Raw genomic sequence first — 13,217 nt, 5'->3', positions numbered from 1 at the left:
AGCCTCAGCATTACCCAGAGGTCCGTCAACCGCATCTCGCTGTCCTGGAAAACTATCTTAGCTCGAAGCTGATCGAGTGGCACGGCCGAAACAGCGAACCGGCGGACTCCGTCGGCTCTTCGCCGACGCGTCGCCGACCCTGGACACGAGACCGCCCAGGACCGGGACGCCACGAGCCGGAGGCGAACTGCCTGTCGTGAGCACTTCACTCACAACTTTGCCTGGGTGTGCTCGTTTCAAATCTTCATACATTCTAATCCAGGATGGGAGGCGCCGTGATCGACGTGCTCATCTTGATGTCCATGTCCTCGACCAGGACAGCTTCGACGCGCTGGTAACGCGCGAACTTGTGCTATGGGATCCTTCGGACTCTTGCGAAATCGCCCGGGGCGTCCTCGCCGTGCTGCCGCACACTGCAAACGAGATGCAGATACCTCGCCTATGCAGTCGATCCCGCCGCAACGCCTATCTGCCCGCCCCTTCTGCTGGTCGATTACGCGTCTGCAAGAAGTCCGCTTTTTATATGCAACGACATATCGCAACTTTCGATGATTTCATTCAAAAACGCGATGGCCTGAATAGTTAGGCCGTCTGAGAGCGAGTAGAAGGCCTCCAAATGCTCCTCCTAAGCTCACAGGTATTCTATATTGTCTCTCGTTGCAGAACGGCTCAACGTCGTCCGCCCCTCTGAGACCAAGGCGATGACGGCTCGTGCCGCCGAGTTGCGTGATCAGGGCGTTGATGTGATCACGCTCAGTCAGGGCGAACCGGATTTCGACACGCCATCCGCTATCTGCGAAGCCGGCATCCGGGCCATCAGCGACGGGCGGACGAAATACACGGCGGTCGCCGGGATCAAGCCGCTTCGCGAGGCGATCCGCGACAGCTTCGGCCGCGAACACGGGCTCGATTACAGCATCGACCAGATCACGGTGGGCTGCGGCGCCAAGCAGGTCGTCTTCAACGCACTCTTCGCCACCCTCGATCCGGGCGATGAGGTGGTGATCCCGACGCCGTGCTGGGTCTCGTATCCCGATATGGTGGTGCTCGCCGGCGGCAAACCTACTCTCGTCGCCTGCGATGAATTCCATAGATTCAAGCTGCGTCCCGAGGCGTTGGAGGCGGCGATCACGCCGCGCACCAAGTGGCTGATGCTGAACTCGCCCTGCAATCCGACCGGTGCGGTCTATAGCCGAGGCGAGTTGCTCGCGCTCGCCACGGTGCTGCGCCGCCATGCCCATGTCCATGTGCTGTCTGATGACATCTATGAAAAGCTCACCTATACCGGTGACTTCGCTACCATGGCAGCGGTCGCGCCGGACCTCTACCAGCGCACGCTGACAGTCAACGGCATGTCCAAGGCCGACGCCATGACCGGCTGGCGCGTCGGTTATGGCGCGGGGCCTCTGGCGCTGATCAAGGCCATGAACCTCATCCAAGGCCAAACCTCCTCCCACACCAGCTCGATTTCACAATATGCCGCCATCGAAGCGCTGTCTGGCGGCCGGGACCACATCGAGGAATTCGCGAGCGCCTTTCTGCAGCGCCGCGACATTGTCGTTGCGAAGCTGAACAAAGCCGAGGGGCTTTCGTGCCGCGTGCCGGACGGCGCCTTCTACGTTTTCCCCGCCTGCGCGGGTGTTATCGGCAAGCGCACGCCGGAGGGCAAGGTGATCGAAACCGACACCGATTTCGCCATGTATCTGCTCGAGGATTTCGCCGTGGCCGTCGTGCCCGGCAGCGGCTTCATGGCCTCGCCCTATATCCGCATTTCCTATGCCTCCTCGCTCGAGGACCTCACCCGTGCCTGCGACCGCATCATCGCCGCCTGCGCTGCCCTGTCCTGAAAGACCTCTCGATGTCCCCTGCCAAACGCCTCCGCGCCCGCACGGCCGAGACCAAGCTTGCCCACATCATGGCCGCCCATAGCCCGCTTTCGGCGCTCCTCGCAGAAGAAGCCGGATTCGACGGCCTGTGGGCCTCCGGCTTCGAGCTGTCGGCGCTTTACGGCCTGCCGGACATGAGCCTGATCTCGATGACACAGCATCTCGACATGCTGCGAGCGATCGCCGGACGCACGAGGCTGCCGATCGTTGCCGATATCGATACAGGTTATGGCAACGCGATCAATGTCATCCATGCCCTCCGCGAATACGAGCGGGCCGGCGCCAGCGCCGTTGTTATCGAGGACAAGACTTTTCCGAAAGTGACGAGCCTTGTGGCCGGCGGCCGCCAGGAACTGCTGCGAATTGAGGAGTTTCAGGGCAAGATCAAGGCCGCCGTTGCGACAAAACAGGACCCGGATTTTCTGGTCATCGCCCGCACGGAAGCCCTCATCGCAGACCTCGGCGAAGCGGAGGCCCTGCATCGCGCGCAAGCCTATGTGGAGGCTGGCGCCGACATGATCTTGATCCATTCGAAAAAGAAAGATCCCTCGGAGATCGAAAGCTTTTCGCGCGCGTGGACTGGATTTGCGCCGCTGGTGATCGTGCCGAACGCCTACCCTGACCTCAACGCCGAGCGCGTCAAGGCGCTCGGCAATATCCGCATAATGATTTACGGCAATTACGGCATCCGCGCTGCTGCAACTGCCATGCAGGAGACCTTCCGCCGGATCGTCGCTGATGGCGGCGTCCAAAACGTCCACAAGGACATTCTGCCGGTTGAGGAGATATTCAGACTCCAGAAGATGAACGAGATCAAAACAGCTGAGGCTCGCTTCCTTTGCTGAGGGCTCATTCCGGCCGCGCAGTGACTATTGAGATTTTAACACGATAGGTAGCGGCCGAGCTCCCGCTCAGGCGCTATGCCTGCCCCGCCATCGATCAGAAATTAGAGGCTTTCTCCTCCGGAAAATCGCGGCGTGTCGACTGCGACAAGACGATCAAGCGATCGCGTCTACTCCTACGGCGCGTTTGAGATGCACCCTGTGGGAACGCGGCGGAAATCAGCTTAGCCATTAAGGCCGCCGACCGATCTTAGCATTTTTGAGCGCGATATATCGTCCAGACGCAGTAATCCGGCTCTGAACATTGAATAATGTGATGGAATATTTGGCAATGGGCCTGCCAGTGAAAGCTGGCAAGATCCCAGAACCTATCGGAATAAAGATGGCTCTCGAAGATGATGAAGTGCCCCTTAACGCGATCCGCGTATTCGTGGCGATCGCGCGAGAAGGAAGCGTAACGCGTGCGGCTAGCGCTTTGGGAGCGACACAGAGCTCCGTCAGCCGCTACCTGGCCGTGCTTCAAGAATATCTGGGTACAGGCCTCATCGAACGGCGCGGTAGGCGGAGCGAATTGACGGAATTCGGAAGGCTTTTTGCGAACACAGTCGCAGAACCGCTAGATACGGTGTGCTTCACCGCCAAGAGAATGCGCCGGCGGACTCGTCCGGAACGTAATCGGCTTGTGGTTCGTACGTCGCTCTCGACCTTCGCCTATTCTTTTCTCATTCCGAATCTCCAAGCATTCTCTGCTGAAATGGGCGGTGTAATCGTGGATGTGATAAGCTCTCTGTCCCCGCCCACATCTTCCGACGATTTCGACATCCTGATTACACGGGACCTTTCCCTCATCGAACCGGCCGACGATTGGGAAATCTACAACGAGCAACTCGTCTGTGTGGGCTCTCCAAATCACGTAAATGGCAAAAGCTTATCAGTCATTCGCTCACTGCCGATTCTGAACATCACATCCCGGCCCGACATATTGCCCACATGGCTGAGGGCGATGAACCTGAACTCAAACGACATAAAATCGGGGGCGAGATATGATCACAATTATCTTGCTCTGCCGGCAGTGATGACGGGAAAATGCCTTCTGGTGGCACCCGAAATCATCGTCGGCGATCTCGTGCGCGGGGGCGTTCTGCATGTGATACCAGGATCACGTACTCCCAGCGGCATGCAATATCGGGCTTACGCCGTCGACCGCAGCGACAGTCCCGAAATCGCTCGTGCTTTTTGCCGATGGCTAGTCCGCCTTTGTAAAAAGGCCGCCCTTCCGGAAGCCGCTTAGTATCGCACAGCGATCGACGGCACCTCTAAACGGCGTCGCACGATGCTGGTCTTTTTGAAACAGGGGTCTGATAGATCGACGCCAAACGAACACCGCCCTTCCCAGAGCACACAGTTATTGCAATGGCCGCCTCAAGCTGCTCATCGAATATCAGCTTGCTGCAAGGAGCGGACGTTTAGTCTTATTCCTCTTTCTGGACGACGCTGCACTCGTTGCTCCTCGGCGCCTTCTCCAGACCTGTCATTGCCATCCCATTGCTTATCATTGTTAACGACGCCCTCTCGTAATAAAGCGTTTCTGTTGTGCACACAGCCAGCCATGCTCAAGCGCTCTTGTAGCTAGAACCGAACGAGCACCATGCTTTGAATACGGTTGGTTGTTCCACCGACAACCCCGTTCACGTCGGGACCCAACAGCGCGCGCGATCCATGTAAATACTCAATACCGAGGTCAATCGATGGCACGGGGCTATAGATCAGATTGACACTTGTGGCCCATAAGCTCCTATTGATCGCACTGGAAGTTGTCGTGAATTGGTTGACATAATTGGGGTACTTGAGGTTGCCGGCTGCAATAAGGGCATTGCTCTGGAGATTTGGAAGGAACTTGTACTGCAGGCCAACGACGCCAGCCGTCGCCGTTACCGCATCAATCGTGGCTGTTCGGGCAGTTACACCCGGCAAGCCAAAGTTGGTTACGGCACCAAATCCTGGACTGACCATGCTGAGATAACGACCGATACCGGGTCCATAGTTTGCCGTCGCAAACAGTGCCAGACGACCGTCCAAAAGGTAGAGCGACCCGCTCGCACCAATGCCATAGCCCAAAGTCGACGCGTCATATCGTTGGGCAGGAATCCCAGCCCCATTGTTGATTTCAATATTCCGCATCATGCCCCTCAAAGCGAAAGACGCGCTTTCGCCACGCCAGAGGACTCTCGCTGTAAGATCTGGCATCCCACTTGGGGTAAAGCCCGCGCCACCGTTCGAATCGGGATAGCTCGTTCCAACGGTGCTGGTGACGTCGCTATATGTGTTCTCTACACCCACACTAAACGTCGTCGATCCAACGCTCTTGTTGTATTGAATCGCTCCTTGGCGTACAATCGTCGTTGCCGGCGTCGACCAATCAGAGACGCTACGAAGCGGGTTAAGTGTGGCATCGTCGTACAGCGACCAGGCCTGCCCTGCAATTATGGACCCCCAACCATCAGTCTTGCCGAATTCTGCAAACGCCAGCCGAAGTCTTGTAGTGTAGCTCGATGCAATTGCCTGCGTCGTAGCATCAGACAACTGCCCCGCAAAATCGACCTCGAGAACGTTGCGAATAGTTCCAAAGCTTTCGCTAATCTGGGTCCGCACATCAAGACCCAATCGAGAATACCGACCGTTAACAGCAACATCTCCTGGCGTTCGGGCGCCCAGCGCTCCACGTGATAGCGGAATAGACGGAACCGTAATCGTATCAGATCTGTTGCGGGGCCCGAGATCTCCGTAGACATTGAGCTTTGCATGGCCATACAGCTTAAAGGATGTATCAGTTCCCGGAACTCGCATGCTGCCAGGGAAGCTTCCTTGCAGCGGATCTGCTCCCTTCTGCGCTGCTTGCGCCTTCGCACGAGCAGCCTCCGCGTGAACTCGCGCCTCCTCCGCGCGTGCCCTCGCCTCTTCTGCTTCCTTTTGCGCTAGTCTCGCCGCCTTAGCCGCTGCGCGATCGGCGCGCGAGCCAGTTTGCTCGTTCGCTTCAAGTGAATGAACGCGAGCCTGAAGACGTTTCAGCTCTCGCCTTAGATCGTCCGATGAATCGGCATGACTGACGGAGGGTGAATACGAGATTGCACAACCAACCAAGGCGCCCGTCGCGATCCATCTCGATACCATCAATCTATCGTATGGCCGCTGCCGCGCAAAATTAGATTCATCTCGGCTAGATATTGGTCCGATCGACTTTTTTCGCACTGAAACCTCACATAAGTACGCAAACATAGACCCCTATGTTTTTCACGTAGGACGAGAGAAGTCGTTGTGTTAGGCCGTAACGCGTCGTGCCCAGCTAACGAGGGAGCGACGCGTTCCTCTCAAGCTGATTCCGGGATCGGCCTGACAGACGGCGCCCGTTCCTGGCTGGTTGTGGTGGCAACTGATTGGTCTCGCGCGTGGAGAAACGCACGTGTTCAGGCCTGATGCCGACGTGCGGCGATCCGCTCAACAACGAGGCGAGCGCGTGAAATTACCGTCCGCCTTCTGCACGGTCGGTTCGCACGGGGATCAATCAGTGTACTCGCAATTCGATGAGGACGAATAACGCTGGCGGTCAATTCAGTCTGCACGAAGCCGCAACGACGTAAGCCAACGCACTTAGTTCGAAATGCCATGCCCTCTCCTTAGTCCGGAACTTGTTTGTGCCGACGCAGTATCGGAGGGAAACAATAGGCCGGTGACAGACATCAACTAATGCGATGGACCGTTTTGATTTGGCGATGGATTTGTTCGAACGGCTCTGCAGGTCGTTGAGAGCCACGGAGTGGCGCCATTACCTGATCAAGACGCGCGAAAAGCGTCGAGACGATACTGGCTGGTCGCCAGTTCGCCAGCGTGAGAGGAATGTTGGTATCGTCGGGGGTTTTAGAACGACATATCGTCCAGCAGAATCAGCGTCACCGAACCGGCCTGACGTAAAGCCAAAGGAATAGGTCTGCAAGTATCGTACGGAATGCGTTCTTAATTTCCGTCGCTGTATTTCGAGACGTTGTCCAAAGATTACCAACGACTTGATCTGCTTCCTCCGGCGGCCTTGTCGCAATTTTAGTTTGCGCTAAGGGAAACCAAGCCAAGGATACGAAGCCAAGGATGGAAACCCTGACATACCACGCCGATGGATTGGCCTAGCCCAGCACGAGGGATCGGCAGTAGCCCTGCTGAGAGTCAGGACACCAAGTTCGCTAGCGGTAGGACCCCTGGAATAAAAGTCAGGTCACGGAAAGAAGGTAGTGGCGTGAGCACCACCCTCATGACGATCCGCACCACGAGCACGCGGCATCATCACGGTCACGATAAACATCCCCACCATCGGTCGCCTCCCGAGCTAACGCCGATGCTTCCGGGGCCACCAGAAACTGCGAAGCCGCCGCCGCGCCGTGAGTTCTTGATCAGTTTAGCTCAACCCTCCTCGGACAAGAGATCTAGGAACTCGGCGACTTTCGCCAGGTTGCCTCGATCGCGAGGCTCTGCCGCTCGGTGTTTTCTTGGCGAAGACCTCTTCGATCGGGGCGTGTTGATGATTAGGACAACAAATCGCGCCGCAGCGCCTCGGCGACGCATTGGGCAATAGATGCTGCACCGAGTTTGCGGCGCGCGTTCTCAAGATGAAACACGACAGTTCGCGGTGCAATCTGGACCAGCACCGCGATATCCGCGATAGTTTTTCCGCGCACGGTCCATGCAAGGCATTGGCGCTCGCGCTGAGTGAGTTCAGTTTCCGCGATTTTACCGGTAGAGGGTACGTCAAGTCTGGCGGCGACCTGACTATGGAAATACAACCCGACGAGTTGTACCAGATCCTTCCATTCGGCCACGAGCCGCTTCGGGTGAACGTCGCGCTCGCCCGTCGCCAGCGTAAATGCAGCCATCCGCCCAAATCCACCCCTGATTGGCACAGTGATGCCTGATCTAATCCCGAAGGTTGTCGCTTCATCGAAGAACCGGCGCTGCTCGCGATTTCCGGCCAGAGCTGACGCCTCGCCTCCCCAGCTGAACAGCGCGTGCTCGGCACGCGCGCGGCGCACCACAGGATCGAGCTGCTGATATCCAAGTTGGAAGTACCGGCTGGTCCAGGATTTGGGATAGGACGAGATCAACATCGGCGTCTCGCCGGTCAGGCGCAGATAGGCAAATCGCTGGAAGCCAAGCCTCTGTGTTAGCCGCGTTGCGACGCGCTCGAATTCATCCGCGTTGGTTGCGGTTTGGATCGCATCAATAAATTCCTGGAAGATGCTTTCGACCGGGCTCATTCCGGCTCTCCCACCTTGAACATAATGGCCGACTTCCCAATGACCTCACGCTTCGCCTTTGACGAAGAAGCCGTCCGGCCCTCGTAGGTCGCGCGAGCTCCCGATACATATAGACACGCCCACCTGGCCGCGCGGCCGAGCTGGAGGAGCGCAGGAAGACCCTGCCCGTCCGCCAACGCACTCAGTTGGAAATGCCATGCCTCCTGTCCTAGACGGAACTCGTTTGTGCCGCCCCAGTATCGTTGGGAAGCAATACGCCGGCGACAGATCAATTAATGTGATGGACCGTTCTGATATGGCGATGGACTTGTTCGCACGGCTCTCCGGGTCGTTGAGTGCCACGTGGTGGCCCTTACCTGATCAAGACGTGCGAAACGTTAGCCCCCGATTCGATATCGGCCGAGCCTGAAGCGAAAGGAATATGTCTGTACGCAACGTGCAGAACGCGTCTTTATTCCGTCGCTGTATCCGTGACACTTCACTTTTGTCCGAAGCGTACCAACGATTTTGATCTGCTTCCTCCGGCGACATTGTCCCTATCGTCAGTTAGCGCTAAGGAGAACAACGATGCCGCCGGATTCGCGAACGATACGGTGCGCTCAGAGTTGATCAGTTAAGCGAAGCAACGAAAGGAATGAGGCATGGCTAAGCCGCCAAAGCCACCACATCCGGAGCATCCCGACGTGCCGCCCGGACCGCCGAGCGAGACGCCGGGCAAGGGTCCGCCGCGCCCCAGCACGCCGCCTGGACATCGTCCTGTGGGCTAAGTTTGGCTAAGCACAATCATCCCGCTGCCAACCAGGGTTGGTGGACGATCTGGCCGGAGATCTTCAATGCCGAGCTGGCGGCTTTCGCACGGCTGGGCATTAGGCCGCGAACTATTCATAAGGGGAACGGGGTCCTGATTCTGGAAGCGGACTGGCCGGTGGATAGGCAGTCCGCACCGATGCTGTTGCGCATCGGGTACTCTCCGCTGCACCCTTTTTTCCGCCCCGCGGTGGCTGCGCCGAACGAGAGCTTCGAGCGGCATCAAAACCCCCTCAGTCGCGAGCTGTGCCTGCTGACGCAGGAATCGGGGCAATGGGACTCCAACCAGCTGGGCGCCGACTTCGTCCAGGAGCGACTGGATCATCTCCTGCGCGCCCTCGCGGCCAGAAAAGACGGGCGCTGGGAGGATGCGGCCGAGCTTGAGGAGCAGGTCGCCGACCAGTTGATGCCCTACTTCGCGGGAGCCTCGGAAGAGGACTCCGTCATCCTTTTTGACGGTCAGGCGGGGCTACCCTCAGGCCAGCATGGTTTGATGGAGGTGGCCTGCGCCAGTCGACCCACTAAGAGAAACGGCGCTGCTTTCGAAGGGGTCCTGCGGCAGCTGAAAACCAGCACCGGCACGGCGATCGGCAAGCGGTTCGGGTTTCCGGCCGAGCCCGAAGGTGCTCAGGTGATTACCGCGCGGTGGGTGAAGTTTACGCCCCCCGCAAACGTGGACGCCGGAGAACTGCTTCGCTTTGCCGAAGAAGAGCTTGCCCGACAGGCGGTGCTGCAGCCGACCAGCGTGCAGAAGGTCAATGACGCTGCGCGTGGCCCCTTTTCCGTCACCGGCATCGTGTTCCCGGAGGAATCCGAATATGGTTTGCAGAAGAACGGCGCGGGGTGGCTGTTCCTGGCGACAAGGCGCGGCCTCGCGGACGAAAAAACCGGTGCAGACGAAACAAGGCTCATACGCGGAGAACGCGCCGCCAAGGATGACACATTTTCGCGGCTGCCCGTCGCACGATCTCTTCTCACGAAGAAGGCCCTTGTCATCGGCTGCGGGGCGATCGGAAGCTTCGCGGGCCTCGAAATGGCTCGCGCCGGCGTGGGCGAGATTGCGCTTCTTGATTTCGACACGGTCCAGCCCGGCAACAGCTTGCGGTGGCCTTTGGGCCGAACCGTTTGGGGAAGCAGCAAGGCAATTGCTCTCGCGAACTTCATCGCGTCAAACTATTCGTGGACGAAGGCGAGCACCGTAGAGGGGCGCCTCGGCACGGCCGTTACCGAACCGGTCGGCATTCCGCGCCACCTGCGCAACGTCCTTACCCCAGTCTTCGATGAGCTGCGTTCCGCCGATGTCGTGATCGACGCCACGGCCTCACCAGAGGTGCAGCTTGCGCTATCGCACTGCTGTCGGCAATTCCGGGTGCCATACGTGATGGGCTATGCGACGCTCGGCGTCGCAGGCGGCGTGGTCGCGCGATTCCTTCCGGCTTCCGCAGGTTGCTTCGTGTGCCTCAACGAGCATTGGAAGGACAAGCAGCACATACCAGAACCACGCGTCGATGATGTCGGCGTCGTCATCCCAGTCGGCTGCAACGCTCCTACGTTTACGGGCGGTGGCTTCGATCTGCAGGAGATCTCTCTGGAAATGGTGCGCACGGCCGTGGGGCTCCTCTCGGAGGGGAATTACGATCCTGGCGATTGGGACGTGGCTATACTGGCGCTCAAGGATGATCGAGACGCACGGATGCTGCCCCAGTGGGAGGCATTTCAATGCCCGCCCCATCCCAAATGCTGCGGAGCCGCCCGGTGATCGTCTGGCTCTCCTCACACGTGCTACGGCTAATGTGCAGGCACGCACGAGAGCTGTCCCCACTCGAGAATGGCGGCATCCTTCTTGGCTGGCGGTCCGGCGAGTACGATATCGTCGTCGATTTGCGGGGCCCCGGCCCGTGCGCGCTTCACGGGCGGCATTCTTTCATTCCGGATCACGCTTGGCAGGTGAGTGAAATCAACCGCGCCTTCGAGGCAAGTTGCGGCGACCTCGACTACCTCGGTGATTGGCATTCGCATCCGGACGGGATTGCCGAAATGAGTGATCTCGATTCGGCGACGCTCTTGCGTATAGCCCGACGGGTTAACGCACCGCTGATGCTAATCGTGGCCGGTAGCGGAGCGGATTGGTCGCCCCAGTGCTGGAAAGGACAGCTTGCGGGCCCGCTACTTTGGCGTCGATTGGTAGCAGCGCCGCAGGAACTCAAAGTCTTTGACCCGTCCGCCGCCTGGCCTGGCTCGAGCACAGTGATCGGCGCCGCCAGCGATCCGCATAAGATCTCTTAGACCTGACGCTGTAGCGCGTGAGGATTGTTCCTGGTCAGGCCGAAGTGATTCAACTGAGCGGCCCATCACTTTCGATCCGAGTAGCCATTCTTTGCACTGGTCGCGAGCGAGTAGCTTCTGACGCCTTCGATGAACGGTGACAGGTAATTCTCCGCCATTGTTCTTTGTATCCGTGTGCAAGGTCGCGGCGGCTCGGGCAGGTCTTGTGAAGCACCATCACTGGCGTGCCGGTGCAGTTCGCATCGCACTGGGCCCACAAACCAAGTCATGGTCCGGTTAGCTGATTTGGAGTCTTGCTTGTTGATCGAATTTGCCTTCATAGCGCCGCTCCCGCAGCGATCACCGGGTATTCGAGCCCGCTTTCCGGCCGCTGTAATCCGAGGCCAAGGAACGATCCCAGATGGAGCATCGCAGCTTCGAACTTCTTGCTGCTTTCTTCGCCCGACGGTAGCATCCTTTCTTACACTCGCGAATGCGCTCGCACTGCACCGCTTCAGTCGTTGGCCATCGAACGTAAGCCGCATCCCTTCCCGAGCCAATCTTCGTAGCTCACCGCCCCGCGAATTACGTTTAATGCTTCAGCTGCTTTTGAGAAGCTTTGGAAACTCGCTCACGGCATCGAAGAGATCGGCCGGCTGGCGTCGCTTGGAAGGCGCAGAACGCGTTCCCTCACGCCTGATTATCGCGTCGACGTTACAGTTCGAACGCTGCCCATCGAACATCTTGTTATCGTCAGAGCTTAAGCCCGCTGTTCCTGCGTCACTCCTATAGCGATCGGCAACAATTTTCCGCATAGGTCAACGACCAATGCTAGGAGTTGATCTAGATGACAGAGCATGTCACTGATTGGTTGATGAACATCGTGCTGGTCAAACGTCACTTGCAGGTCTTCGGCATGCAACATCAATCACAATCTGTGCTCGCCAACGGCCCTGATCGACGCGCTGACACGTCGCTCGCAGAAATTCTGTGCACTCACCTCTACAGTGATCTAGGCGGCATTGCCAAAAATGAGATCGCCTAGCAAGGCCAAGCGGTTCGGATCACCTTCACTCAGCTCAGGAGGAGCGCGCATGTTGGCGCAGCGGGTGTCTTTGCTTTCTGGTTCTGGCACTGCCGCCGCCCGTGAGGCGGCTAAGCTAGCTATGTTCGAAGTCCAAGCCCACATAGTAGATGCCGAGGTCGTCGATTGTCCCGAACCGCTCCGTCGCCCTGCGACACATTGAAGTCAGCCAGATCCTTTCGATCACGCCTCGCAGTTCGAGTCGATGCGTCCACGTCACGCTCGACGCGCACGCGACACTCGCCCAGTTCGGCTTCTATTCCTGCCCTTGCGCGCTGTCGCTAGGCGTTATGGAGCCGAACGCATCAATGCAACGCCGCCCCTAGAGAATCCAGAATGCGTCAAATGGCGATGATTACTACGGCAGCGATCGAGGCAATGGCAATTGCGCTGATACGGTCCCTCAGCGCAAAAATAATAGGATCATCGTCCATTAGACGCCGGTGCGCCATCATGAGCGCCCTGCCTATCCAATAGAGAAGAATTGGACAGATGAGCCATAGTGCCTTTGTCGATAGAGTTTCTGCACATCGGGCGATGTAACATAGAGTGCGAAGATCGTGATGGCGTTCAAGCCAGCCGCAGCAGCTAGAGCGGCAACGACATCAAGGTCGGCGATCCTGTAGTCACGGTCTGAACGATCCGGAAGGCCGCAGTCGAGCCGCGTCGCCAGTTCAACGTAGCGTTTGACTAGCGCAAGTGATGTGAAGATGAACATAGAGAAGATGAAGAGCCACTGCGAAATTTGAATTTCACTTGCCACACCACCTGCTCTGACCTGCCACTGAGTATTTCCGCCAGAAGGAGTTAGAGTCCGCCCCGAAGAGGACGGACAATGAAGCGAGCAAGGTTCACTGAAGAGCAGATTATCGGTGTGTTGAAGGAGCATGAGGCCGGGGCGAAGACGGCCGACCTAGCTCGCAAGCACGGGATATCGGAAGCGACGATCTACAACTGGAAGGCCAAGTTCGGCGGCCTGGATGTCTCCGAGGCCAAGCGGCTGAAGGCGCTGGAGGACGAGAACGCGAAGCTG

11 protein-coding genes are annotated in these 13,217 nt (G+C 58.1%); 8 read left to right on the top strand and 3 right to left on the bottom strand.

The window, feature by feature from the left end:
- Positions 1–647 precede the first annotated feature (647 nt).
- From YUO_RS0135120 to YUO_RS0135110, 3 genes are all read left to right on the top strand, one after another.
- Positions 648–1,847 carry a pyridoxal phosphate-dependent aminotransferase gene (locus YUO_RS0135120; RefSeq protein WP_028351378.1) on the top strand — a complete coding sequence of 400 codons (1,200 nt, stop codon included), beginning with the start codon at positions 648–650 and terminating at the stop codon, positions 1,845–1,847.
- An 11-nt stretch (positions 1,848–1,858) separates the two neighbouring features.
- Positions 1,859–2,731 (top strand): isocitrate lyase/phosphoenolpyruvate mutase family protein, encoded by an 873-nt coding sequence (locus YUO_RS0135115; RefSeq protein WP_028351377.1) that lies wholly within the window; start codon positions 1,859–1,861, stop codon positions 2,729–2,731.
- 379 nt (positions 2,732–3,110) lie between these two features.
- Complete coding sequence (locus YUO_RS0135110) at positions 3,111–4,019, top strand: LysR family transcriptional regulator (RefSeq protein ID WP_028351376.1); 909 nt, start codon at positions 3,111–3,113, stop codon at positions 4,017–4,019.
- Positions 4,020–4,357: 338 nt separating this feature from the next.
- On the opposite strand, the gene YUO_RS0135105 is transcribed toward YUO_RS0135110, so the two are convergent.
- The gene (locus tag YUO_RS0135105; protein WP_156908903.1) at positions 4,358–5,899 is read right to left on the bottom strand and encodes a porin; all 1,542 of its coding nucleotides are present in this window, start codon (positions 5,897–5,899) and stop codon (positions 4,358–4,360) included.
- 1,400 nt (positions 5,900–7,299) lie between these two features.
- Positions 7,300–8,028: an autoinducer binding domain-containing protein gene (locus YUO_RS0135100; RefSeq protein ID WP_028351374.1), complete on the bottom strand. Its 729-nt coding sequence runs from the start codon at positions 8,026–8,028 to the stop codon at positions 7,300–7,302.
- Positions 8,029–8,669: 641 nt separating this feature from the next.
- On the opposite strand from YUO_RS0135100, the gene YUO_RS48580 reads away from it, so the two are divergent.
- The 4 genes from YUO_RS48580 to YUO_RS46765 all read left to right on the top strand — a co-directional run bounded on the left by YUO_RS48580 (position 8,670) and on the right by YUO_RS46765 (position 12,145).
- On the top strand, positions 8,670–8,795 hold the full coding sequence (locus YUO_RS48580; RefSeq protein ID WP_283806441.1) for a hypothetical protein: 126 nt from the start codon (positions 8,670–8,672) through the stop codon (positions 8,793–8,795).
- Between the two features lie 2 nt (positions 8,796–8,797).
- Positions 8,798–10,594, top strand: coding sequence for a HesA/MoeB/ThiF family protein (locus tag YUO_RS0135090; RefSeq protein WP_028351372.1), 1,797 nt, complete (start codon positions 8,798–8,800; stop codon positions 10,592–10,594).
- Positions 10,591–11,121: a M67 family metallopeptidase gene (locus tag YUO_RS0135085; protein ID WP_198028161.1), complete on the top strand. Its 531-nt coding sequence runs from the start codon at positions 10,591–10,593 to the stop codon at positions 11,119–11,121. Before YUO_RS0135090 ends, YUO_RS0135085 begins: the two co-directional genes overlap by 4 nt.
- An 826-nt stretch (positions 11,122–11,947) precedes the next feature.
- Positions 11,948–12,145: a hypothetical protein gene (locus YUO_RS46765; protein WP_156908902.1), complete on the top strand. Its 198-nt coding sequence runs from the start codon at positions 11,948–11,950 to the stop codon at positions 12,143–12,145.
- 505 nt (positions 12,146–12,650) lie between these two features.
- Here the strand turns inward: YUO_RS46765 and YUO_RS0135050 are convergent.
- A complete protein-coding gene (locus YUO_RS0135050; RefSeq protein ID WP_156908901.1) occupies positions 12,651–12,947 on the bottom strand; it encodes a hypothetical protein in 297 nt (98 codons plus the stop codon).
- A 72-nt stretch (positions 12,948–13,019) separates the two neighbouring features.
- Here YUO_RS0135050 and YUO_RS0135045 point away from each other — a divergent pair.
- Positions 13,020–13,217 (top strand): transposase (locus YUO_RS0135045; protein ID WP_028351368.1); only part of this gene is annotated, 198 nt, incomplete at its 3' end.

The sequence above is a fragment of the Bradyrhizobium murdochi genome (genome assembly GCF_000472965.1).
Taxonomy (GTDB): Bacteria; Pseudomonadota; Alphaproteobacteria; order Rhizobiales; family Xanthobacteraceae; genus Bradyrhizobium; species Bradyrhizobium murdochi.
This window is presented reverse-complemented; position numbering and strand designations above follow the sequence as displayed.